Annotated in this window: 19 protein-coding genes; 10 read left to right on the top strand and 9 right to left on the bottom strand. The window is 62.3% G+C overall.

Annotated elements, in window-relative coordinates; genetic code table 11:
* Nucleotides 1-217 precede the first annotated feature (217 nt).
* Entirely contained in the window at nucleotides 218-1372 is a 1155-nt protein-coding gene (gene metK, locus ACMGGK_RS03115) for a methionine adenosyltransferase (protein ID WP_016926681.1), read from the top strand.
* A 123-nt stretch (nucleotides 1373-1495) separates the two neighbouring features.
* Here the strand turns inward: metK and ACMGGK_RS03110 are convergent, their stop codons facing one another.
* From ACMGGK_RS03110 to hrpB, 7 genes are all read right to left on the bottom strand, one after another.
* Nucleotides 1496-1648: a Hok/Gef family protein gene (locus tag ACMGGK_RS03110; protein ID WP_004937610.1), complete on the bottom strand. Its 153-nt coding sequence runs from the start codon at nucleotides 1646-1648 to the stop codon at nucleotides 1496-1498.
* A 305-nt stretch (nucleotides 1649-1953) separates the two neighbouring features.
* Nucleotides 1954-3942: a Fe(3+)-hydroxamate ABC transporter permease FhuB gene (gene fhuB, locus ACMGGK_RS03105; RefSeq protein WP_016930052.1), complete on the bottom strand. Its 1989-nt coding sequence runs from the start codon at nucleotides 3940-3942 to the stop codon at nucleotides 1954-1956.
* Entirely contained in the window at nucleotides 3939-4847 is a 909-nt protein-coding gene (fhuD, locus tag ACMGGK_RS03100) for a Fe(3+)-hydroxamate ABC transporter substrate-binding protein FhuD (protein WP_016930053.1), read from the bottom strand. The genes fhuB and fhuD overlap by 4 nt, the downstream gene beginning before the upstream one ends.
* On the bottom strand, nucleotides 4847-5644 hold the full coding sequence (gene fhuC, locus ACMGGK_RS03095) for a Fe3+-hydroxamate ABC transporter ATP-binding protein FhuC (RefSeq protein WP_420276684.1): 798 nt from the start codon (nucleotides 5642-5644) through the stop codon (nucleotides 4847-4849). Before fhuC ends, fhuD begins: the two co-directional genes overlap by 1 nt.
* 47 nt (nucleotides 5645-5691) lie before the next feature.
* Nucleotides 5692-7884, bottom strand: coding sequence for a ferrichrome porin FhuA (gene fhuA / locus ACMGGK_RS03090; protein ID WP_420276683.1), 2193 nt, complete (start codon nucleotides 7882-7884; stop codon nucleotides 5692-5694).
* Between the two features lie 251 nt (nucleotides 7885-8135).
* On the bottom strand, nucleotides 8136-10637 hold the full coding sequence (gene mrcB / locus ACMGGK_RS03085; RefSeq protein ID WP_420276682.1) for a bifunctional glycosyl transferase/transpeptidase: 2502 nt from the start codon (nucleotides 10635-10637) through the stop codon (nucleotides 8136-8138).
* Between the two features lie 118 nt (nucleotides 10638-10755).
* Entirely contained in the window at nucleotides 10756-13194 is a 2439-nt protein-coding gene (hrpB, locus tag ACMGGK_RS03080) for an ATP-dependent helicase HrpB (RefSeq protein WP_420276681.1), read from the bottom strand.
* A 190-nt stretch (nucleotides 13195-13384) separates the two neighbouring features.
* Here hrpB and thpR point away from each other — a divergent pair, with 190 nt between their 5' ends.
* The 6 genes from thpR to folK all read left to right on the top strand — a co-directional run bounded on the left by thpR (nucleotide 13385) and on the right by folK (nucleotide 18486).
* Nucleotides 13385-13927: an RNA 2',3'-cyclic phosphodiesterase gene (gene thpR, locus ACMGGK_RS03075; RefSeq protein WP_016930058.1), complete on the top strand. Its 543-nt coding sequence runs from the start codon at nucleotides 13385-13387 to the stop codon at nucleotides 13925-13927.
* Entirely contained in the window at nucleotides 13924-14631 is a 708-nt protein-coding gene (sfsA, locus tag ACMGGK_RS03070; protein ID WP_004937572.1) for a DNA/RNA nuclease SfsA, read from the top strand. The genes thpR and sfsA overlap by 4 nt, the downstream gene beginning before the upstream one ends.
* Nucleotides 14632-14814: 183 nt before the next feature.
* Nucleotides 14815-15270 carry an RNA polymerase-binding protein DksA gene (gene dksA / locus ACMGGK_RS03065; RefSeq protein WP_004937569.1) on the top strand — a complete coding sequence of 152 codons (456 nt, stop codon included), beginning with the start codon at nucleotides 14815-14817 and terminating at the stop codon, nucleotides 15268-15270.
* Nucleotides 15271-15465: 195 nt separating this feature from the next.
* Nucleotides 15466-16377: a tRNA glutamyl-Q(34) synthetase GluQRS gene (gene gluQRS / locus ACMGGK_RS03060; RefSeq protein WP_016930059.1), complete on the top strand. Its 912-nt coding sequence runs from the start codon at nucleotides 15466-15468 to the stop codon at nucleotides 16375-16377.
* Nucleotides 16378-16669: 292 nt separating this feature from the next.
* Nucleotides 16670-17986, top strand: coding sequence for a polynucleotide adenylyltransferase PcnB (gene pcnB / locus ACMGGK_RS03055; protein ID WP_420276680.1), 1317 nt, complete (start codon nucleotides 16670-16672; stop codon nucleotides 17984-17986).
* Nucleotides 17986-18486 (top strand): 2-amino-4-hydroxy-6-hydroxymethyldihydropteridine diphosphokinase, encoded by a 501-nt coding sequence (gene folK / locus ACMGGK_RS03050; RefSeq protein WP_420276679.1) that lies wholly within the window; start codon nucleotides 17986-17988, stop codon nucleotides 18484-18486. The genes pcnB and folK overlap by 1 nt, the downstream gene beginning before the upstream one ends.
* A 5-nt stretch (nucleotides 18487-18491) precedes the next feature.
* Here the strand turns inward: folK and qseC are convergent, their stop codons facing one another.
* Nucleotides 18492-19850 carry a quorum sensing histidine kinase QseC gene (gene qseC, locus ACMGGK_RS03045; RefSeq protein WP_176062681.1) on the bottom strand — a complete coding sequence of 453 codons (1359 nt, stop codon included), beginning with the start codon at nucleotides 19848-19850 and terminating at the stop codon, nucleotides 18492-18494.
* A complete protein-coding gene (gene qseB / locus ACMGGK_RS03040; RefSeq protein WP_004937550.1) occupies nucleotides 19847-20509 on the bottom strand; it encodes a quorum sensing response regulator transcription factor QseB in 663 nt (220 codons plus the stop codon). Before qseB ends, qseC begins: the two co-directional genes overlap by 4 nt.
* 166 nt (nucleotides 20510-20675) lie before the next feature.
* Between qseB and panB the strand changes: the two genes are divergently transcribed.
* The 3 genes from panB to panD all read left to right on the top strand — a co-directional run bounded on the left by panB (nucleotide 20676) and on the right by panD (nucleotide 22874).
* On the top strand, nucleotides 20676-21470 hold the full coding sequence (panB, locus tag ACMGGK_RS03035) for a 3-methyl-2-oxobutanoate hydroxymethyltransferase (protein ID WP_004937548.1): 795 nt from the start codon (nucleotides 20676-20678) through the stop codon (nucleotides 21468-21470).
* A gap of 23 nt (nucleotides 21471-21493) precedes the next feature.
* The gene (gene panC / locus ACMGGK_RS03030; protein WP_049300405.1) at nucleotides 21494-22348 is read left to right on the top strand and encodes a pantoate--beta-alanine ligase; all 855 of its coding nucleotides are present in this window, start codon (nucleotides 21494-21496) and stop codon (nucleotides 22346-22348) included.
* A gap of 145 nt (nucleotides 22349-22493) precedes the next feature.
* The gene (gene panD / locus ACMGGK_RS03025; RefSeq protein WP_004937544.1) at nucleotides 22494-22874 is read left to right on the top strand and encodes an aspartate 1-decarboxylase; all 381 of its coding nucleotides are present in this window, start codon (nucleotides 22494-22496) and stop codon (nucleotides 22872-22874) included.
* The last annotated feature ends 14 nt before the right edge of the window (nucleotides 22875-22888 follow it).

Genomic DNA, 22888 nt, shown 5'->3' with positions numbered 1-22888 from the left:
AAAAAATTACTGGCAATCTGGCTAAACCCTGACCTAAAATAGACGTCCAGATGTTAATCCATCTATACTGGTTAACTGATAAACTGCTTAACGGCTTTGCCTGAGGGGCGTTGCAGGATGCATCTCGCGCCATCAGCGGAAGACCCTTCGCTTCGATGCCGGATCTCCAGCGCTGTGCAGTAATTTCTAACCCGTCTTATGCAAGGTAAAGAACACAATGGCTAAACACCTCTTCACGTCCGAATCCGTCTCCGAAGGACATCCCGATAAAATCGCCGATCAGATCTCCGATGCCGTCCTCGACGCCATCCTGGAACAAGATCCGAAGGCGCGCGTCGCCTGCGAAACCTACGTGAAAACCGGCATGGTCTTGGTCGGCGGTGAAATCACCACCAGCGCCTGGGTCGATATCGAAGAGATTACCCGCAAGACCGTGCGCGAGATCGGCTACGTTCATTCGGACATGGGCTTTGACGCCAACTCCTGTGCAGTATTGAGCGCTATCGGCAAGCAATCCCCGGATATCAATCAGGGCGTTGATCGTACCGATCCTCTCGAACAGGGCGCCGGCGATCAGGGCTTGATGTTTGGCTACGCCACCAACGAAACCGACGTGCTGATGCCTGCACCTGTCACCTACGCGCACCGTCTGGTGCAGCGCCAGTCCGAAGTGCGTAAAAACGGCACCCTGCCGTGGCTGCGCCCGGATGCGAAGAGCCAGGTGACCTTCCAGTACGACGACGGCAAAATCGTCGGCATCGACGCCGTGGTGCTGTCCACCCAGCACTCTGAAGACATCTCGCTGAAAGATCTGCAAGAAGCGGTGATGGAAGAGATCATCAAGCCGGTACTGCCGGCGGAATGGCTGACGGCGGGCACCAAATACCACATCAACCCGACCGGCCGTTTCGTTATCGGCGGCCCGATGGGCGACTGCGGCCTGACCGGCCGTAAGATCATCGTCGACACCTACGGCGGCATGGCGCGCCACGGCGGCGGCGCCTTCTCCGGTAAGGATCCGTCCAAGGTTGACCGTTCCGCGGCTTACGCGGCGCGCTATGTGGCGAAAAACATCGTTGCCGCCGGCCTGGCCGATCGCTGCGAGATTCAGGTGTCTTACGCTATCGGCGTAGCGGAACCGACCTCCATCATGGTGGAAACCTTCGGTACCGAGAAAGTGCCAACCGAACAGCTGACGCTGCTGGTGCGCGAATTCTTCGATCTGCGCCCATACGGCCTGATCCAGATGATGGATCTGCTGCAGCCGATCTACCGCGAAACCGCCGCCTACGGCCACTTCGGCCGCGAACACTTCCCATGGGAAGCGACCGACAAAGCCGCACTGCTGCGCGATGCCGCCGGCCTGAAATAAGCCCCGACATCAACATGAAAACGGCGAGCCTGGGCTCGCCGTTTTTTTTGAGCAGATGGGTGCTCATGGATCAACGCATCAACTGCCGGCCGGCGGAGGCAAAGCCCCCGCCGCCGGGTTGTCTTACCGTTCGGATTCGTAAGCCAAAATGGCCGCAACCTCCGTAGTGCCCGATCGGATACGCAGTTCACACAGCGTGCTGCGGGTTATCCATGCCAGTGATATTACCGTGGCACAAATAACCACCAATTTTAACAGGCTCCGTTTGTTCGGCATCATGCCTTCTTCTCCTTGCCTCGCGGCGGGTAAGAGGCTAACTTAACGTTGTCACGCGTTAGAGTAGGCCTCGGGTTGATGGATATCGACTCGGGGCTTTTCTCTTTGTATCTTTCACGCAGGCTCCAGAGACAAAGATCCAGAGCACCCGCACGCAGTATATTCACCTCCCCCTCTCTTCCCGCGTTCCTTTTCACGTTAAATGTCTTTCTTGCGCAGCGACACGCAACGCCTTGCAAGGCGTTGAAAAAAGGCCCAGCAACGCTGGGCCCTTGATGGCGGAGAAAGCAAAGTAGGGATGAAGCTTACGACGTCTGCTTACGCAACAGATAAACGAAGTACGGCGCGCCGATAAAGGTCGCCAGTAACCCGGCGGGGATCTGATACGGAAACAGCAGCATCCGCCCGCACCAGTCGGCAAATACCATCAGCAAACCGCCCAACAGCGCGGCGATCACCATCTGCGGCAGCGCGCGGCGGAAGCCCAACATGCGCGCCATATGCGGCGCCATCAGCCCGACAAAGCTCAGCGGCCCCACGGTCAGGGTCGCCATGGCGGTCAGCGTGGCGGCCAGCAACAGAATGGTCAACCGCGCCGGCGTCAGCGCAATCCCCACCGAGCGGGCGGTGGCGCCGCCGAGCGGCAGAATGGTCAGCCAGCGACGGCACAGCGGCGCCAATACCATCAGGCCGGCGGCCACCAGCGCGGTGCGCAGCGCCTGCGCCGGCTCAACCGAATAGGTTGAACCGGAGAGCCAGGTCAGCAAGCCCCCCATACGCGGATCGCCGCTGGCCAACAGCAGGAAGATGACGGTGGTAAAGGCGGTGCTGAGCGCGATACCGGCGAGCAACATGCGCTCAGTCGAGAAACCGCCGCGGCCTGCGGCGATCATGATGATCAGCAGCGTCGCGGCCGCCCCCAAACTGCCGGCGGGCAGCAGCCAAACGAAGGCGTCGCCCGGCACCATAAACAGCATCATCACGACGCCAAAAGCGGCGCCGGAACTGATGCCCAACACTTCCGGGCTGGCCATCGGGTTGCCGGTCAGCTTCTGGATCAGCGTGCCGGCGACCGCCAGCATCATGCCCGCCGCCAGCGCCGACAGCGCCCGCGGCCAACGCCACGGCAGCAACGCGTCCAGCTCCGCACCCAGGCTCCAGTGCCAGCCGCCGGCGTTTTTGCCCAGCATCAGCGCCAGCGTCAGGCCGATCAATAGCACGACGCCGGCCAGCGCTGCCCAGCCAGGCAGATTCCCGCGTTCGGCAGGCACCTTGTCGCCAAGGTTCATCGGCGGCGGCGTAGCGGCGCTGCGCAAACGCGGCAGCAGCCACAACAGCAGCGGCGCGCCGAACAGTGCGGTGGCCGCACCGGTCGGGATCTCGCGCCACACCTGCGTCACCCCGAGCATCACCTGATCGGTCAGCCACAGCAGCAGCGCCCCCAGCAACGGCGCCAGCATCATGCGGTGCGCCAGGCGGCGCGCGCCCAGCATCTTCGCCATCAGCGGCGCAAACAGGCCGATAAAGCCGATAACGCCCACCGCACTCACCAGCATGGCGCTGAAGATAATGGCCACCCCCAGGGCGCAGAAGCGCGCCATCGACAGCCCCAGCCCCAGGTTGCGCGCCACGCCGTCGTCCAGCCCCAGCAGCGTCAGCGGGCGCAGCAACAGCGCCGCCAGCAGGCCTGCCACCAGCAAACGCGGCAGGAGGAACTGTACGGCGCTCCAATCCTGTTGGTTCAGCGCGCCGGTGCCCCACAGGAACATGCCCTGCAGCTGATCGTAATGAAACAGCGCCAACAGGCTGTTGACCGCGCCGCAGTACAGCCCCAGCACCAGCCCGGCTAGAATCAGCGTGACCGGCGACATACGCTTGCCCCAGGCGACGCCGAACACCAGCCCGCCCACCACAATCGCGCCCACCATAGCGGCCAGCTGGCGGGTGAATTCCCCCCCCGGCAGCACCCACAGCGTGGCGATGGTCAGGCCGAGCTGCGCGCCGGCGGCCACGCCGAGCGTCGACGGTTCCGCCAACGGATTGCGCAACACCTGCTGGAACAGCACGCCGACCAAGCCCAGGCCGGCGCCGGCCAACAGCGACACCGTCAACCGCGGCAGCAGGCTGTAATGGAACAGCATTTGCCGCACGTCGTCGATGTCCGGCGCGCTGAGCGCCCGCGCCCATTGCGCCGGCGGCAGCTGCTGCGTCAGGTTGTATATCGTCAGGCCACCTGCCGCCGCCAGCAACAGCAGGATCAGCGTCAGCGGCAATTTCCGGATGCCCGCATTCATGACGCACTCTCCTGAGCCTGCGCCAACAGGCGGCAAAACCGCATCGTCGACAGCGTGGCGCCATAGAACCACACCGCCGGCACCTGCCGCAGCTGGTTTTGCCGCACGAAGGGCAATGACTGCCACAGCGGCGTCGCGCTGACCTTGTCCATCATCGCCTGATTGCCGTGATCGAGATAGATGACCCGGGCGTTACGCACCGAGGCCAACCGTTCAATCCCCACCACCGCCGTGCCCCAAAAGTCGGTTGGCTCCTGCCAGGCATTGCGGATGCCCAGTTGGTCCATCGCTTCCTGGAACAGGCTTTTCTGGCCGATGATCAACGCATGACGCGTGTCGATCAGTGAAAACAGCAGCAACGGTTGGCGGGTGTAGCTTTGCAGGCGCTGACGCGCATCCTGCATAAAACTGTCGAACTGCGCCAGGTGGTTTACCGCCCGGCTTTCTATGCCCAACCGCTGGCCCAGCGCCAGCAGCGACTGACGGGCGACGGTCAGCGGTTTGCCGCTGCCGTCGTTGAAGCCGAAGCTCATGGTTGGCGCGATGGGTTGGATTTTGCGCGGCGTCGGGCCATAGCCCTGCGACAGCAACACCAGCGAAGGCTGGAGCTGCTGCAGCAGTTCGAGGTTAGGTTCGGTGCGCTGGCCGACGTCGACCACCGTCGCCGGCAGTTTCGGCTCCGCCACCCACAGGTTGTAGTTATGCACATCGGCCACCGCCAGCGGCGTTACGCCCAATGCCAACAGCAGCTCGATCGGCAGCCATTCCAACGCCGCAACGCGCGCGATATCCGGCGGCGTATCCGCCGCTCGCCCGGGCCACGATCCCAACAGCGGCGACAGCGCCAGCGCCATCAACAGACGGCGGCGCAGCGGATCGTGAGAAGAAGTGAATGCAGAGGACATCAGTAGACAAAACTCACCGGCGCGCCGCCGCTCGGGTGCGGCAACGTGCCCATAGGAATACCGTAAATTTGCTCCAGCACCGGCCCCTGCATCAGTTCCAGCGGGCCGCCCTGGGCGATCATTTCACCGCCGCGCAGCGCCACCAAATGGTCGCAGTAGCGCGCCGCCATGTTGATGTCGTGCAGCACGGCGATCACCGTGAGATCGCGTTCGCGGCTCAAGCGCTGGATCAGCGCCAACACCTCAACCTGATGCGCGATGTCCAGCGCCGAGGTCGGTTCGTCGAGCAGCAGGCAGCGGCTGTCCTGCGCCACCATCATCGCCAGCCAGGCGCGTTGGCGCTCGCCGCCGGACAGGCTGTCCACCAGGCGGTTGGCGAACGGCTTCAGCCCCACCAGTGAAATGGCCTCTTCCACCAATTGGCGATCGTTGGCGCCAAACCGCCCCAGCGCGCCATGCCACGGATAGCGCCCGACGGCCACCAGTTCGCGCACCGTCATGCCTTCCGCCGCCGGCAACTGCTGCGGCAGGTAGGCCACCTGGCGGGCGAAGGATTTGCTGTCCCACTGCGCCAACGGCTGCCGATTGAGCAGTACCTGGCCGCCGCTGGGCGCATGGTACCGCCCGAGCAGTTTCAACAGGGTGGATTTACCGGAACCGTTATGGCCGATCAGGCCGCAGACGTTGCCCTGGGGAAAACTGAGCGACAGCGGTTGCAGCAGCACCCGGCCGGGGACGGCGAAACTGGCGTTATCCAGCGCGAAGGTCGCGCCGGGATTAAGAAGTTTGTCCTGCATAGATCCTGCTTTGTCCGGGGCGACGCGGCGCCGCCCCGGCTATCCGGTTAGAAACGGAAGGTTGCGGTGGCGACCACCTGGCGTTCTGCGCCCCAGTAGCAGGCGTAGTCGCGGTAGCAGCTCGACACGTAGGTCTTGTCGAACAGGTTATTGATGTTGACGCCCACGGACGAGCCCGGCAGGCCAAAGCGCGCCAGATCGTATTTAATGGTCGCGTCCACCAGCGTGTAGTCCGGCACCTTGAAGGTGGAGTTATCGCTGTTGAAGCTCGAGCTGGAACCGACGTAACGCACGCCGGAACCCAGCGTCAGGCCGCTCACCGCCGTTTCGTGGAAGGTATAATCCGCCCACAGCGACGCCATATGTTTCGGCACCTCGACGGTCGGTTTGCCCTGATAGGTATTGTCCTTGGTATACTTCGCATCGGTATAGGTATAGGAGGCGATCAGGTTGACGTTGGCATTCAATGCCGCCTTGGCTTCCAGCTCCACACCGCGCGAACGGATCTCGCCGCTCTGCACGCTGAACTGCGCGTTATCCGGATCCGGCGTCAGGTTGTTGTTCTTGGTCAGCTGGTACAGCGCGCCGGTCAGCACGATTGGGCGATCCTTCGGCACGTATTTCACACCGGCTTCATACTGCTTGCCGATCGAGGGCTTAAAGGTCTGGCCATTGATTGACGTATCGAGGGTCGGTTCAAACGACTCGCTGTAGCTGAAATACGGCGTCACGCCGTTGTCGAACAGGTAATTCAATCCGCCGCGCCAGGTAAACTGCCCATCGGAGCGTTCGTTGGTGTACCCGAGAACGCGGTTATTGGCCGACGTTTTCGCCCAGTCATAGCGCCCGCCCAGCGTCAACAGCCACTGGTTCCACTCCCCTTGCTCCTGCACATACAGGCCGGTTTGCTCCTGACGGTTCAAGTACTTGTATGGGAAGTTGATATTGACCACATCATTGCCATACTGCGGCTGGGTCATGCTCAGGCCGTCTGCGGAACCATAGCCGGAATTGATATCGTTGCGCATACGCGAATAATCTACGCCAAACAACAGCGTATGGTCGATATCGCCGGTTTTCACCTTCGCCTGCGCCTGAGTATCAACCGCAAAATTGTTCAGGTGTTCTTTCGACTGAACGTAAGCGCGATTGATCGTCGTCGGTGATGACAAGCCGAACCCGTAAATGCTCTTCATATCGGTGTCCACCTGCATATAACGCAGGTTCTGGCGCACCGCCCAGGTATCGTTGAAGGCGTGTTCGAAGCTGTACCCGATCATCCGCTGCTTGCGCGCCATATAGTTGCTGGCTTCGCCTTCGTTGAAATCGGTCGGCAGTTTGCTGCCGTCCGGCAACGGGATCAGCGTGCCCTGCTTCGGCAACCAGCCGTAATAACCGGTATAGGGATCGTTTTGAATGTTGGCCAGCAGCGTGAAGTTGGTTTTGTCATCCGGGCGCCAGCTAAAGGACGGCGCGATCGCATAGCGCTTCTCTTTGCTCATGTTCTGCTGCGTATCGCTGTCTTTCGCCAGGCCGGTCAGGCGATAGGAATAAATGCCCTGATCGTCCAGCGCGTCGCTGAAATCGAAACCGGTCTGGAACAGGTTATCGGTACCCATTTTGAACTGGATTTCGCGCAGCGGCTCGGTGGTTGGCCGCTTGCTGACCATCGAGACCAAACCGCCCGGGTTGCTTTTACCGTACAGCACCGAGACCGGGCCCCGCAGCAGCTCGGCACGTTCGAGGAAATAAGGATCGATGGACGCTTCGCTGTAGTTGTCGCCCAGCAACCGCAGGCCATCCAGATACTGGGTGGTGTTGGTAGCCGGGAAGCCGCGGATTGCCACCGCGTCATAGGTCGTGGAGCTGCCGCGGCTGGCGAATACGCCCGGCGCATAGGCCAGCGCGCCCTTCACCGTATCCGGCTGGCGCATGTCCATCTCTTCACGCGTCACCACGGAAACGGACTGCGGGTTCTTTTCGATCGGCGTATCGGTTTTGGTGCCGGTGGCGCTGCGTTTGGCGACATAGGTGCCGACCGGCCCCCAGGCGCTTTCCTGCTGGGCGGTATTGCTGCCGCCCACAACGGTAATCGTGTCTTCCTTGGCGGACGACTTGGCGTCGGCGGAAAAGGCCGGCATCGCCAGCGTGCCCAGCGCCGCGGCGACGGTGATCGCTAACGCGCTGACGGGGAGGCGGCCCTGCTTGGCCGCGAATGATGGAAGACGCTTGGTCGGCATAGTTGATTTCTCTGATGAATAATTAAATGACGAATGTAAACGATAATAATTATTATAAGCGTCGCATTTTATGCAGAAGCCAAATTAAACTGCAAGTCGAATTCATAGGGCAAATAGGTTAAGGATTAGACGCTTAGCCTTGCGGTTAGCAGGGAAATAAAACGAGCAGAAAAATAAAAAAGCCCGCAACCAAGGTTACGGGCTTAATAACAAAGAAAAAACTTTCACCGGGGCCGACGCCCCGGTAGCGATTACTGGCCGAACATATCCTTGATCCAGCCGGCGACGCCATCGCCATCTTTTTGCTCACCCGCCGCCGGTTGTTGCTGTTGCTGCTGTTGCTGCACCGCCGCCTGGCTGGCCTGGCACAATCCCTGCGGATTGTCGGTCCAGACCGGGATGGTGCGCCAGCTGCCGCCGCCGCAGATAAAGTTGCCGGCAGAGTCGATGCTCATCTGGTTAATGCCTTCCGGCGGCTGCAGCATCAGCGGCAGCGGCGTCTGGTTTTCCAGATAGCGGCGATACAGGGTCAACGCGCCGTTGGCGCCGGTCAGCTTGGCCGGGCCGTTGTTATCGCGCCCGACCCAGGCGATCGCCACTTCCTTGCCGTCGATGCCGGCGAACCAGCTGTCGCGCAGATCGTTGGTGGTACCGGTTTTCGCCGCCAGGTTGTAGTTCGGGAACTTCACCGACAGCGAGCGGGAGGTCCCGCGCGCCACGCCCTGCTGCATCGCGTACAGCGTCAGGTAAGCGGCCTGCGCCGGCACCATGCGCTCCGCCTGCGGGAAGCTCTGGTACAGCACGGTGCCGTCTTCGGCGATCACCGAACGCACCGCCGACAGCGGCGCACGGTTACCGCCGCTGGCGATGGTCTGGTACTCCTGCGCGACTTCCATCGGCGTCAGGCCGATCGCTCCCAGCAGCATCGAAGGCACCGGATTGATCTCCGCTTTCGGGATCCCCAGGCGTTGCAGCGTGGCGCTGATCTGATCCAGCCCGACCGACAGGCCGAGGTTCACCGTCGGCACGTTCAGCGAGTTGGCCAACGCATCCACCAGCATCACCTGACCGCGGAATTTGCGATCGTAGTTGTTCGGCTGCCAGACGGCGCCGTTGGGCTGTTTCAGCGACAGCGGCGCATCCGCCAGCCAGGTGTTGAGGCGGTATTTGTCCGGCTCGGACAGCGCGGTCAGGTACGTTGGCGGTTTGGCCAGCGAGCCGACCAGGCGTCGCGCCTGCATGGCGCGGTTGAAACCGGCGAACTGCGGGTTGGCGCCGCCGACCATGGCGCGCACTTCACCGCTGAAGCGATCGACGATCACCATCGCCGCTTCCAGATCCTGCAGGTGACGCGCGGCGCGCAGCGCCGGGATGCCGTCTTCAACCGCTTTTTCCGCCGCGTCTTGCGACACCGGATCCAGCGTGGTGAAGATCTTCACACCGGACAGGTCATTGACCTTATCGCCCAGCCTGGTTTGCAGTTCCTGACGCACCATCTGCATAAACGCCGGCTGTGGCGTAATGACGCCGCCTTTCGGCTGTACGCCCAGCGGACGCGCGCTCAGCATGTCATACAGCTCGCCGTCGATCACCCCCTGGTTCTGCAGCAGTTTGAGCACCAGATTGCGGCGTTCCAGCGCCAGTTTCGGGTTACGCCACGGGTTATACAGCGACGCGCCCTTGACCATGCCGACCAGCAACGCCTGTTGATCGAGGCTCAGCTCATCCACCGGGCGGCCGAAGTAATACAGGCTGGCCAGCGGGAAACCGCGGATCTGGTCGCTGCCGCTCTGGCCGAGGTACACCTCGTTCAGATACAGCTCCAGGATGCGGTCTTTGCTGTAACGGTAATCCACCAACAGCGCCATATAGGCTTCGTTGGCCTTACGCCATAGCGAACGTTCGTTGGTCAGGAACAGGTTCTTCACCAGTTGCTGCGTCAGGGTACTGCCGCCCTGCACCGCACGGCCGGCGGTCAGGTTGGCCAGCACCGCGCGGCCGATGGAGTATGGGCTGATGCCGTCATGCTCGTAGAAGTGGCGGTCTTCCGTGGCGATCAGCGTGTCCACCAACAGATCCGGGAAACCGGAACGCGGCACGAACAGGCGCTGTTCACCGTTCGGCGACTGCAGCATGGTGATAAGACGCGGATCGAGGCGGAAGAAGCCGAAGCTGCGGCCGCTGTCCAGGTTTTCGATCTTCGCCAAACGGTTGTTCTGGAAATCGAGGCGGGCGCGGATCTGCCCTTCTTTACCGTCCGGGAAGTCGAACGGGCGACGCAGCATCTCGATGCCGTTGGCCTGTACGGTAAACTCGCCCGGACGCGTCATGCGACTGACCTGGCGATACTGCATGCCTTCCAGCAGGTTGACCATCTCCTTCTTGCTGTACGGCATGCCCGGTTCCAGGTTGACCATGCGGCCGTACACCGCCGCCGGCAGCTGCCAGACTTTGCCGTCGATGCGGCTGCGGATCTGCGAGTCCAGGTAGACGCCATAGATCGCCAACAAGACGGCGAGCACCAGGATCAGTTTGATAATCAGGCCGAGCCAGCGGCGTTTTTTACGCGGCGGAGTCGCTTTTACCTTACGCGGCATGCGTTCCTCCTCCTCTTCATACTCATCATCGTCATACTCGTCTTCTTCGTAATCGTCATAATCGTCGTCTCGGCGACGGCGCGGCGGCTTGCGCGACGCGGTGCTTTTTGGTTGTTTTCCTTTGCGCCCGATGGGCTCGCGGTCATCCCCAGCCATGGCTGTTGTTCTCCGAGCTTGCCGACACTGCCGGCCATGATTAGTCGCTTAATCTGTGCCGACGCCGCAGCGCTGACCAGAAGAAACATCTGAATTCCAAACCTTGAATGATCGCGACCTACTGATATTTCTTCGTTCGGCGCGTCGGTACCGCCGTGGCCGGATCGTCCGGCCACACGTGTTTCGGGTAGCGGCCCTTCATCTCTTTTTGCACCTCGCGGTAGGCGCCTTGCCAGAAGGCCGCCAGATCGCCGGTGATTTGCAACGGCCGGTGCGCCGGTGAGAGTAACTCAAGCACCACCGGGATGCGACCCTCCGCCAACATCGGGCTGCGCTGCTCGCCGAAAACCTCCTGCAAGCGCACCGCCAGCGCCGGCGGTTTACCGGCCTCATAACGGATCGGCAGGCGGCTACCGGTCGGCACAGTGTAATGAGTGGGTAACGCATTATCCAGCCGCTGCTTTTGCTGCCAGTCCAGCAGGCGGGACAGCGCCTCGGCGATGTTGACCTGCTTCAAGCCGCGCAGATCGCGCACGCCGTTCAGCGACGGCAACAGCCACTGCTCCAGCGCCGCCAGCAGCGGCTCTTCATCCATCGCCGGCCATTCCGCCTCCGGCAGCCAGGCTTGCGCGCACTGCAGGCGCACCCGCAATTGTTCAGCGGCGCCCTCCCAGTTGAGCACCGCCAACCCCTGCGCGCGCACCCAGTCGAGCAGCGCCTGCTGCAGCTCTTCGTCCGCCGGTTTGGCCAGCGGCTGAGCGCGCAGCGTCAGACGGCCGATCTGCTGGCGTTTCCAGGCGCGCAGCGTGCCCTTTTCTTCATCCCACTCCACCGCCGTGCGCTGCATGACCATCGCCGGCAGCTGCGCCGCCAGCGCTTCGATGTCCACCGGCAGCGCCAGCAGGATACGCGCATCGGGGCTGTTGTGGCCCTGCAACAGGCTGGGAACGATCAGCCAGGGGGCGCGCGACAGCGCCTCGTCCTGATTCATCGCCGCGCCCAGGCCGTTGGCCAGCAGGTAGCGGCCGTCCTGGCCACGCCGCTGGGCGATGCGATCGGTAAATGCCTGTGCCAACAGACGCGGCGCCAGCTCGACGTCGACTAGCCCCGCACGTTGCGGCAGGCGTTTGGCCAACTGCGCGGCGCGCTGCCGCCAGTTCGCTTGCGGGCGGCTCAGCCAATAACCGATATCCATCTGCCCGCCGCGCGGCGGTTCTTCCAGCAATGCCGCCAACAATGCCGCCGTCGCCAGGCCGTCGGCGCTCAGCGTCGCGCCGGCAACCAGCATCGCCGCCAACCGCGGCTCGCACCCCAACGCAGCCATCTGGCGCCCCGGCGCGGTGAGTTTGTCGCCGTCATCCGTAGCCCCCAACCGGCGCAACAGCGCCCTGGCCGCCGTCAATGCCGCCGCCGGAGGCGCATCCAGCCAGGTCAGTTGCGCCGGATCGTGGCAACCCCACTGCAACAGTTCGAGCCAGAAGCCGGTGAGATCGCTCTGCAAAATGTCCGGTTCGGCATGTTCCGCCGCGCGTTCCGCCTGTTCTTTGGCGAACAGATGCCAGCAAAGGCCCGGCTCCAGCCGCCCGGCGCGCCCGGCGCGCTGCACCATCGAGGCCTGACTGATGCGCTGCGTCGCCAGCCTCGTCAAACCGTTGCGCACGTCGTAACGCGCCACGCGCTCCAGACCGCTGTCCACCACCAGCCGAATGCCCTCGATCGTCAGGCTGGTTTCGGCGATGTTGGTCGCCAGCACCACCTTGCGGCGACCAGGCGCCGCCGGCTGAATCGCTTTTTGCTGTTGCGCCAGAGGCAAGGCGCCATACAGCGGGCAAAGATCGGTATCGCTCGCCACCTCGCCGGTCAATCGCTCCAGCACCCGATTGATCTCCGCCACGCCCGGCAGGAACAGCAGCAAAGATCCCGGCTGTTCGGCCAGCAACCGCTTCACCGCCGCCGCTACGCCGTCCTCCAGCCGCTGATGGCTGGCCAACGGCTGATATAAACGCTCAACCGGAAAGCTTCTCCCCTCGGACACCACTACCGGCGCTTCCGGCAGCAACTGCGACAGGCGAGCGTTATCCAAGGTGGCCGACATGATCAGCAGCTTCAGATCGTCGCGCAGCCCTTGCTGCACATCGAGCAGCAATGCCAGCGCCAGATCGGCCTGCAGGCTGCGTTCGTGGAATTCATCGAGGATCACCAACGACACGCCCTGCAGCTCGGCATCCTGCTGCAACATGCGGGTGAGAATGCCTTCCGTCACCACTTCCAGCCGGGTCTGCGGCCCGCTTTTACTTTCGGCGCGCATGCGGTAGCCCACGGTCTGGCCGGGCTCCTCCCCCAGTTGCTGTGCCAGGCGGTAAGCGACGTTTTTCGCCGCCAGCCGCCGCGGCTCCAGCATGATAATGCGCCCCGGCAGCCCGGCCTTCGCCAGGAGCTGCAGCGGCAGCCAGGTGGATTTACCGGCGCCGGTCGGGGCGTGCAACAGCACCTGAGGAGCGGACTGCAACGCAGCCAGCAACTCATCAAGCACCGCGCTGACGGGCAATGAAGACACTGAACTCTCCGTGGTGGTTAACGTTAAACGGCGTACAGTGTAGCATTAGCTTTGTCCCCGTAGCCTTTCAAACTGCGGCGTCGTTAGCTATAGTACGGAGCTCATTCGTGCGCCGCGCCCCTCGCGGGGCCGCTGCCAGCAACGTTTACCGCTGTTCCCGACCGTTTTGTCATGCATTTGCCGAGCCCTTATGTCCAATTCGCGCCGCCTGTTTTTCGCCCTGTCCTTGCCTGACGCCCTGCAACAGCAGGTGATCCGCTGGCGCGCCGAGGCGTTTGCGCCGGAGGCCGGCCGGCCGGTGGCTGCGGCCAATTTGCATCTGACGCTGGCGTTTCTCGGCGAGGTCACCGCGCAGAAAGAGCAAGCGCTGCGCAAGCTGGCCGGCCGCATCGTACAACCCGGGTTCAGCATGCGGCTCGACGATCTCGGCCATTGGCCGCGCCCCGGCGTGGTCTGGCTCGGCACCCGCCGCGCGCCGCGCGGGCTGCTGCAGCTGGCCGAGCTGCTGCGATCGCAGGCCGCCCGCAGCGGCTGCCATCAAAGCGCGCTGCCGTTCCATCCGCATGTCACGCTGCTGCGCGCCGCCACCCAGCCGGTGGCGATCCCGCCGGCGACGCCGGGCTGGGCGTTCAGCGCCGACGCCTTTTCCTTATATGAGTCGGTGTTCGAAAACGGCCGCACCCGCTATCAACACCTCGAACAGTGGCCGCTGGCCAAACAGGCATCCGCATGATTTTTTCTCCACCGCTGCGTTCCGCCACGCTGATCAAACGTTACAAACGCTTTCTGGCGGACGTGATCACCCCGGAAGGGGAAACCTTTACGCTGCACTGCGCCAATACCGGCGCCATGACCGGCTGCGCCACGCCCGGCGACACCGTTTGGTACTCCACCTCGGACAATCCCAAGCGCAAATACGCTCACAGCTGGGAGTTGACCCATACCCAACAGGGGCACTGGATCTGCGTCAATACCCTGCGCGCCAACGCGCTGGTGCGCGAGGCGATTGAACACAATTTAATCAATGAATTATCCGGTTACAGTAAAATCAGCGGCGAGGTGAAATACGGCGGTGAAAACAGCCGTATCGATTTGTTATTACAGGCAGAAAATCGGGTTAACTGCTATATTGAAGTTAAGTCAGTCACATTACTGCAACAACAACGTGGTTACTTTCCTGATGCGGTAACGCTCAGAGGGCAAAAGCACCTGCGTGAGTTGCTCAGCGTGGTTGAAAGCGGGCAACGGGCGGTGTTGTTCTTTGCCGTGTTACACAGCGGTATTGAGCAGGTCGCACCGGCACATCATATAGATGAGCGCTATGCGGCGCTGTTGGCACAGGTCCGGCAGTTGGGAGTGGAAGTGGTTTGCTACGGGGCAAAATTATCACCTGACGGTATTTATCTCTGCGATAAGCTGCCGTTTTTTATCGATTAGCGCAGTCGGGTCCCTATAAATAGACAACCGGCCAGCACGATCGCCAAATACGCCCTCCTTCACACGATTGTCAAGCGGGCGACAGGAATAATTGCCAACCTACCTTCCTTCTGTTATTTATAGCGGCCTGTTTTTCCCCCGCATTGGGGATTCGATAGTGCGTGTGTATGTAGGAGAAGCAACATGCAAGAAGGGCAAAACCGTAAAACCTCGTCCTTGAGCATTCTCGCCATCGCTGGGGTGGAGCCGTACCAAGAGAAGCCGGGCGAAGAGTACATGAACGACGCCCAGTTGTCGCATTTCAAGCGCATTCTTGAAGCGTGGCGCAACCAGCTCAGGGACGAAGTGGACCGTACTGTATCGCATATGCAAGAAGAGGCAGCCAACTTCCCTGATCCGGCCGACCGAGCCACTCAGGAAGAAGAGTTCAGCCTTGAACTGCGTAACCGTGACCGTGAACGCAAACTGATCAAAAAGATCGAGAAAACGCTGAAGAAAGTGGAAGACGATGATTTCGGCTACTGCGAATCTTGTGGCGTGGAGATCGGTATTCGTCGCCTCGAAGCGCGTCCGACCGCCGATCTGTGCATCGACTGCAAGACGCTGGCCGAGATCCGCGAAAAGCAGATGGCCGGCTAATACCGCTACTCTAAATGATTGGAGCTGCATCAAGGTGGCAAGAATGCGCATCCCGATGAGCTTACTCAAGTAAGTGATTCGGGTAAGCAGGCGCAGCTAACACAGATGCAGTTTCAAGCATAACGAGTATGTTACCGCTGCGGCGTGCGTACCCGCGTGCGCCGCACAGAGAAAAGGGAACCCCTCCCCTCTGATATGCAAGAAAGTCATTATGTGGGGCGTTTTGCCCCATCGCCTTCCGGGGATCTGCATTTCGGTTCGCTGATTGCCGCTCTGGGAAGCTACCTTCAGGCTCGCGCCCAACGCGGGCAGTGGTTGGTTCGCATCGAAGATATCGACCCGCCGCGTGAAGTCCCCGGCGCCGCCGCTCGCATCCTGTCCGCGCTGGAACATTATGGTCTCCACTGGGACGGCCAGGTCATCTATCAATCCCAACGTCACGACGCCTACCGCGCCGCGCTGGATCTGTTGCAGCGCCAGGGGCTCAGCTATTACTGCACCTGCACCCGCAGCCGCATCCAGCACATCGGCGGATTATACGACGGCCACTGTCGTGACTTGCAGCTCGGCCCGCAGGGCGCCGCCATCCGCTTGCGCCAGACCGCGCCCGTTTACCGGTTCCACGATCGCCTGCAGGGAGAATTGCAGGCCGATCCGGCGCTGGCAGGGGAAGACTTTATCATTCGCCGCCGCGATGGGCTGTTCGCCTACAACCTGGCGGTGGTGATCGACGACCATTTTCAGGGCGTGACCGAGATTGTCCGCGGCGCCGATCTGATCGAACCGACGGTGCGCCAAATTGCCCTCTACCGCCAGCTGCAGGCGCCGGTGCCCGCTTATGTGCATCTGCCGCTGGCGCTGGGCGCCAACGGCATCAAGCTGTCGAAGCAAAATCATGCGCCGGCGTTGCCCGCAGGCGATCCGCGGCCGGTGCTGATCGCCGCGCTGAAATTTCTGCGCCAACCGCTGCCGGAAAGCTGGCAAGATCTTGACCTGCCATTATTATTGAGCTGGGCGATCGAACACTGGCGGTTGGAAAACGTGCCGCGTCAGGAGGCTATCCCTCTGGATGAAAACACGCCGGCATTCTCAAAAGAGCCATGGTGAGCTATGATTAGCCGCTATTTTTTGTTAGCTCCATTTTTATCAGTCACTATCGAGGTGTACCATTTTTACCCGAGTAGCCAACTTCTGTCGTAAGGTACTGACCCGCGATGACAAGCTGCCCCGCGACGACGCGGCGGCCGGCGATAAAAACGTAGTCCGCGAAGAGCGTGCCGCGGCGCCAAGCCGCCCTGCGCCGCAGCCGCGCGCCGCCGATAACGGCAGCAACGCCCCTGCCCGCCGCTCAACGCCGCGCAAGCGTCCGCCTTTCCCTCTCGCCGAGAGCAACGACTCGATGACCATGATCCCGCGCGAACAGCACTCGATTTCGCGCAAAGACATCAGCGAGAATGCACTAAAAGTGCTTTATCGCCTGAACAAGTCCGGCTACGAGGCTTATCTGGTCGGCGGCGGGGTGCGCGATCTGTTGCTCGGCAAAAAGCCGAAAGACTTCGACATCACCACCAACGCCACGCCGGAACAAGTGCGCAAACTGTTCCGCAACTGCCGCCTGGTCGGCCGCCGCTTCCGTCTGGCACACGTGATGTTTGGGCCGGAGATCATCGAAGTGGCCACCTTCCGCGGTCACCACGAACAGAATCAGGAATCCGACAAGAATTCCTCCCAGCAGGCGCAAAACGGCATGCTGCTGCGCGACAACATCTTCGGTTCGATCGAGGAAGACGCCCAGCGCCGTGATTTCACCATCAACAGCCTGTACTACGGCGTGGCGGATTTCACCCTGCGCGATTACGTCGGCGGCCTGAACGATCTGAAACAAGGCGTGATCCGCCTGATCGGCGATCCGGAAACCCGCTACCGCGAAGATCCGGTGCGCATGCTGCGCGCGGTGCGCTTCGCCGCCAAGCTGGACATGCGCATCAGCGAAGAGACCGCCGAGCCGATCCCGCGCCTGGCCTCGCTGCTGCATGAGATCCCGCCGGCGCGTCTGTTCGAAGAATCCCTCAAGCTGCTGCAGGCGGGTTACGGTTTCCAAACCTACCTGAAGCTGTGCGAATATCAGCTGTTCCAACCGCTGTTCCCGCTGATCGCCCGCAACTTCACGCCGAACCACGATACGCCGATGGAGCGCATTCTGGTGCAGGTGCTGAAGAACACCGATCATCGCCTGCAGAACGACATGCGCGTCAACCCGGCGTTCCTGTTCGCCGCCATGCTGTGGTACCCGCTGCTGGAGCACGCGCAGAAGCTGGCGCAGGAAAGCGGCCTGGCCTACTACGACGCCTTCGCGCTGGCGATGAACGATGTGCTCGACGAGCAGTGCCGCTCGTTGGCGATCCCGAAACGCATCACCACGCTGGTGCGCGATATCTGGCAGCTGCAGCTGCGCCTGTCTCGCCGTCAGGGCAAACGCGCGCACAAACTGATGGAACATCCGAAATTCCGCGCCGCCTATGACCTGCTGGCGCTGCGTGCGGAGGTGGAAGACAATCAGGAGATGCTGCGTCTGGCCGAGTGGTGGGGAGAGTTCCAGGACGCCACGCCGGCGCGGCAGAAAGCCATGCTGAGCACCCTGGGCGACGATCCGGCGCCGCGCCGCGCGCGCCAACGCCGCCCTCGCCGCCGGGCACCGCGCAAAGAAGGGGCATAATGATCCGCGTTTATATCGCGCTGGGCAGCAACCTGGCGCAGCCGCTGCAACAGGTTAACACCGCGCTGGAGGCGCTGGAGCATCTCCCGCGCACCCGGCTGGTCATCTGTTCTTCGTTTTACCGCACCAAGCCGCTGGGGCCGCAAAACCAGCCGGACTTTCTCAACGCGGTGGTGGCGCTGGATACCCTGTTGCCGCCCGAACAGCTGCTCGACCATACCCAGGCGATAGAACGCAATCAGGGGCGCGTGCGCAAGGATGAGCGCTGGGGGCCGCGCACGCTCGATCTGGATATCATGCTGTACGGCGACAAGGTGATCCATACCGAGCGCCTGACGGTGCCGCATTACGGCCTGAAAGAGCGCGAATTCATGCTCTACCCGCTGGCGGAAATCGCCCCCGATCTGATTTTCCCCGATGGCGAACCGCTCGCCAGCTGCCTCAAGCGCGTGCCGGAAAACGGCATGGCGCTGTGGCACTCGCCAAAACCGAAATCCTGACCCGCCTACAGCGCCAACCGCGCGACAAATCCCCCCGCCGGGCGATTGGCGAAACTGATCTGTAAACCATGCAAGCCGGCAATACGCTGTACGATCGAGAGCCCCAGCCCGCTGCCGGTTTGTTCCTGCCCCGGCGGGCGATAGAAACGCTCTCCGAGCCGCGCCAGATGCTCCGTGGTGACACCCGGACCGTCGTCCGCCACCGTCAGCGAACGTTCGCTCAACGTCACGGTGACGACGCCGCCCTGCGGGGTATAGCGCACCGCGTTGTCCAGCAGATTGCGCAACAGCAACGACAGCAGCAAGGTTTCTCCCTGACGCGGCGGCGGCGTTCCCCGATGTTCATAGCGTAGCGTCACGCCCGCCGCATGGGCCTGCCGGTCCTGTTCCGCCAGGGTCATCGTCACCAGATCGTTCCAGTCGATCGGCGCCAGTTCGGCCAGATCCGACAGCGAATCCAGCCGCGACAGCGTCAACAGCTGATCCACCAGCCGGGTGGCGCGATCGATGCCGAGCGTCAGATTGTCCAGCGCGTGCTCGCGCATCGGCGCATCGTCCCCCGCCAGCTGCACCACTTCAGTCTGCACCCGCAGCGCCGCCAGCGGGCTGCGCAACTCGTGCGCGGCATCGGAGGTGAAGCGTCGCTCCCGCACCAGCAAAGCGTTGATGCGGGCAAACAGCGCATTGAGCGCATCCACCAGCGGGCGCACCTCGGTCGGCACCTGACGCGCGTCCAGCGGCGTCGCATCATCGGGCGCGCGCCGGCGCAAACCGGCGGCTACCGTGCGCAACGGCCGCAGCTCGCGCCCGACCATCAGCGCGATCAGCAGCATCAGCACCGGCAGCGTCACCAGCCAGGGCACCAGTTGGCCGGTCACCATGCCCAGCGCCATATCGCGCCGGTAATCCCACTCCTGGCCGACCACGATGCGGTAGCGCCCGTCCGGGCTGGTCAGCCACACCAGGCGCCAGCTGTCGTCATCGCCTTTGCGCTCGCCGTCGGTAAAACCCTCACGCTCCCCGTCAAACAGGAAGTCGGCACCGTTCTCGCCGTCGTTGAGCAGCATCTTGCCCTGGCGATCGAAGATGGCGAACGCCAGCGCGTCGTCGTCCTGCTCGCCACGCTTGCCGTGATGCACCAGCTTCTTGGTTTTCGGCAGGCTGCGCGCGCTTTCATCGGCCAACAGATCGCCGAGGTTGGCGGTCGCCAGCCGTTTGGCGAACAGCATCTGTTGGGTGTCGAACACTTCGTTGATGGTATTGCGCGACATCACCCAGGCCACCACGCTGGCGGTGCTCCAGGTCAGCAGCGCCAGCAGGCTGAAGATCAGGATCAGACGCAGCCGCAGGCTGAGACGCTTCACGGCGCATCCCCCAGCGTGTAACCCACGCCGTGGATGGTACGGATGAAGCCGTTACCCAGCTTGCGCCGCAGGTGGTGAATATGCACCTCCACCGCGTTACTGCTCACTTCGTCGTCCCAGTTGTACAGTTTCTCCTGAATCAACGGCCGCGCCAGCACGCGCCCTTTGTTGTGCAGAAACAGCTCCAGTACCGCCAATTCGCGCGGCGTCAGCGTCACCGGCTCGCCGTTGCAGCTCACGCTGCGGGTGGCGCTGTCGAACACCACGTTGCCATGCGTCAGCTGCGGCATCAGTTGGCCGTGGCGACGGCGGATCAGCGCCTGCAGGCGCGCCGCCACTTCGGCCAGCGCGAACGGCTTGCACAGATAATCGTCGGCACCGCTTTGCAGCCCGCTGACCCGCTGCTCCAGCGCATCGCGGGCGGTGAGGATCAGCACCGGCACGTCCTGCCCGGCCTGGCGCCACTGGCGCAGCAGATCCAGGCCGTCGAGGCCCGGCAGGCTGAGATCGAGGATCACCGCGTCGTACGGCGCGCTGTCCAGCGCATTTTTGCCGACGGCGCCGTCGGTGAACCAGTCCAGATTGAAGCCGAGTTTGGTCAGCCCGGCCTTGATGCCGTCCCCGATCAGTTTGTCATCTTCGATCAACAGAATTCGCATGAGTATCCCTTTTGAGTCTTGGCGCCATTGCACCACAAGGTTCTTAAGAACCGCTTAAGCATGGCGATCCGCGCTACCCACCCCGATCGGGTTACAGTAGAATGACTGCACTTTTTTGCAGCCTGGGCCTGCGTACGCCGCACGGCCCGTTTCAGGAGACGTTGTGATGAAACCCACCACCGTGACCCACTTGCGCCAGTGGAAACAGGAGCAACGCAAGTTTGCTACCCTTACCGCCTACGATGCCAGCTTTGCCAAACTGTTTGAAGAGCAAGGCATCAAAGTCCTGTTGGTGGGCGATTCGCTGGGCATGACGCTGCAGGGCCACGACTCCACGCTGCCGGTCACCGTCGCCGACGTGGCCTATCACACGCGCGCCGTGCGCCGCGGCGCGCCGGCCTGTCTGCTGCTGGCCGATCTGCCGTTCATGAGTTACGCCACCCCGGAACAAACCTTCGCCAACGCCGCCGAGCTGATGCGCGCCGGCGCCAACATGGTGAAACTGGAAGGCGGCAGCTGGTTGTGCGACACGGTGAAAATGCTCGCCGAGCGCGCGGTGCCGGTATGCGGCCACCTGGGCCTGACGCCGCAGTCGGTCAACGTGTTCGGCGGCTATAAGGTACAAGGGCGCGACGAACTGGCCGCCAAACAGCTGCTGCAGGACGCACAGAATCTGGAGCTGGCCGGCATTCAGCTGCTGGTGCTGGAGTGCGTGCCGACCGAGCTGGCGCGCCAGATCACCGAAGCGCTCTCCATTCCGGTCATCGGCATCGGCGCCGGCAACGGCACCGACGGCCAGATCCTGGTGATGCACGACGCCTTCGGCATCACCGGCGGCCACACGCCGAAGTTCGCCAAGAACTTCCTGGCGCAGAGCGGCGATATCCGCACGGCGGTGCAGCACTACATTCAGGAAGTGGAGCAAGGCCTCTACCCGGCGGCTGAACACTCTTTTAACTAAGCAATGGTTCCAGGAGTCACCCAATGATTATTATCGAAACCCTGCCGATGCTGCGTCAGCAGATCCGCCGCTGGCGCCAGGAAGGCAAACGCATCGCGCTGGTGCCGACCATGGGCAACCTGCACGACGGCCACATGACGCTGGTCGATGAAGCGCGCGCCCGCGCCGACGTGGTGGTGGTGAGCATCTTCGTTAACCCGATGCAGTTCGATCGCCCGGACGATCTGGCGCGCTACCCGCGCACGCTGCAGGAAGACAGCGAAAAGCTGACCCGCCGCGGCGTCGATCTGGTGTTCGCGCCGGCCCCGGCCGCGGTTTATCCGCAGGGCCTGGAGCAGCAGACCTACGTCGACGTGCCGGGCATCTCCACCATCCTGGAAGGCGCCAGCCGGCCGGGCCACTTCCGCGGCGTTTCCACCATCGTCAGCAAGCTGTTCAACCTGGTGCAGCCTGATTTGGCCTGTTTCGGCGAGAAGGATTACCAACAGCTGGCGCTGATCCGCAAAATGGTGGCGGACATGGGTTACGACATCAATATCGTCGGCGTGCCGACCGTGCGCGCCAAAGACGGCCTGGCCCTCAGCTCGCGCAACGGCTACCTGACCGCCGAAGAGCGCAAGGTAGCGCCGCAGCTGAGCAAGATCATGAACGCGCTGGCGCAACAGCTGGCCAATGGCGAGCGCCAGGTCGAAGCGCTGCTGGAGCAGACCGCCGAGCAGCTGCGCGCCGCCGGCTTTACGCCGGATGAGTTGTTTATTCGCGACGCCGACAGCCTGCAGCCGCTGACGGTGGACAGCCAGCGGGCGGTGGTGCTGATGGCCGCCTGGCTGGGCAAGGCGCGTCTTATCGACAACCAGCAGGTCGACCTGACGCTGTAAGCCGTTTTTTATACTGTCGTCACCCTGAAGCCCTGGCCATTGGTAGACAATGGCGAAGCAATCGGTGACGATAGAGATTGCAGGGATGCAGGAGAGATGTTCAACCCCAGCGCCTGTGAAGGCCGATATTCAGTTAGGTAAAGCTATGATACGTACTATGCTGCAAGGCAAGCTGCATCGCGTCAAAGTCACTCAGGCTGACTTGCACTATGAAGGATCCTGCGCCATCGACCAGGATTTCCTGGAGGCCGCCGGCATTCTGGAATATGAAGCGATCGATATTTACAACGTGGATAACGGCCAGCGCTTCTCCACCTACGCCATCGCCGCCGAGCGCGGTTCGCGCATCATATCGGTCAACGGCGCCGCCGCGCGCTGCGCCTGCGTCGGCGACAAACTGATCATCTGCTCCTATGTGCAAATGACCGACGCCGACGCCCGCCAGCACCACCCGAAAGTCGCCTATTTCGAAGGTGACAACAACCTGCAGCGCAAGGCGAAAGCCGTGCCGGTTCAGGTCGCCTGACAATAAAACGGGCG

This window comes from Serratia sp. BNK-33-b, from assembly GCF_048684565.1.
In the GTDB taxonomy this organism is placed as follows: domain Bacteria; phylum Pseudomonadota; class Gammaproteobacteria; order Enterobacterales; family Enterobacteriaceae; genus Serratia; species Serratia marcescens.
The sequence above is the reverse complement of the archived record's forward strand: the minus strand, read 5'-3'. Positions and strand labels throughout refer to the sequence as shown.

Excerpts from the sequence above, each read along its gene's own strand:
- fhuB (WP_016930052.1), bottom strand. The coding sequence starts at position 3,942 with ATGAATGCGGGCATCCGGAAATTGCCGCTGACGCTGATCCTGCTGTTG.
- panB (WP_004937548.1), top strand. The coding sequence starts at position 20,676 with ATGAAACCCACCACCGTGACCCACTTGCGCCAGTGGAAACAGGAGCAA.
- mrcB (WP_420276682.1), bottom strand. The coding sequence starts at position 10,637 with ATGGCTGGGGATGACCGCGAGCCCATCGGGCGCAAAGGAAAACAACCA.
- thpR (WP_016930058.1), top strand. The coding sequence starts at position 13,385 with ATGTCCAATTCGCGCCGCCTGTTTTTCGCCCTGTCCTTGCCTGACGCC.
- pcnB (WP_420276680.1), top strand. The coding sequence starts at position 16,670 with ATGACCATGATCCCGCGCGAACAGCACTCGATTTCGCGCAAAGACATC.
- gluQRS (WP_016930059.1), top strand. The coding sequence starts at position 15,466 with ATGCAAGAAAGTCATTATGTGGGGCGTTTTGCCCCATCGCCTTCCGGG.
- qseB (WP_004937550.1), bottom strand. The coding sequence starts at position 20,509 with ATGCGAATTCTGTTGATCGAAGATGACAAACTGATCGGGGACGGCATC.
- panD (WP_004937544.1), top strand. The coding sequence starts at position 22,494 with ATGATACGTACTATGCTGCAAGGCAAGCTGCATCGCGTCAAAGTCACT.
- sfsA (WP_004937572.1), top strand. The coding sequence starts at position 13,924 with ATGATTTTTTCTCCACCGCTGCGTTCCGCCACGCTGATCAAACGTTAC.
- fhuA (WP_420276683.1), bottom strand. The coding sequence starts at position 7,884 with ATGCCGACCAAGCGTCTTCCATCATTCGCGGCCAAGCAGGGCCGCCTC.
- folK (WP_420276679.1), top strand. The coding sequence starts at position 17,986 with ATGATCCGCGTTTATATCGCGCTGGGCAGCAACCTGGCGCAGCCGCTG.
- dksA (WP_004937569.1), top strand. The coding sequence starts at position 14,815 with ATGCAAGAAGGGCAAAACCGTAAAACCTCGTCCTTGAGCATTCTCGCC.
- ACMGGK_RS03110 (WP_004937610.1), bottom strand. The coding sequence starts at position 1,648 with ATGCCGAACAAACGGAGCCTGTTAAAATTGGTGGTTATTTGTGCCACG.
- fhuC (WP_420276684.1), bottom strand. The coding sequence starts at position 5,644 with ATGCAGGACAAACTTCTTAATCCCGGCGCGACCTTCGCGCTGGATAAC.
- fhuD (WP_016930053.1), bottom strand. The coding sequence starts at position 4,847 with ATGTCCTCTGCATTCACTTCTTCTCACGATCCGCTGCGCCGCCGTCTG.
- metK (WP_016926681.1), top strand. The coding sequence starts at position 218 with ATGGCTAAACACCTCTTCACGTCCGAATCCGTCTCCGAAGGACATCCC.
- panC (WP_049300405.1), top strand. The coding sequence starts at position 21,494 with ATGATTATTATCGAAACCCTGCCGATGCTGCGTCAGCAGATCCGCCGC.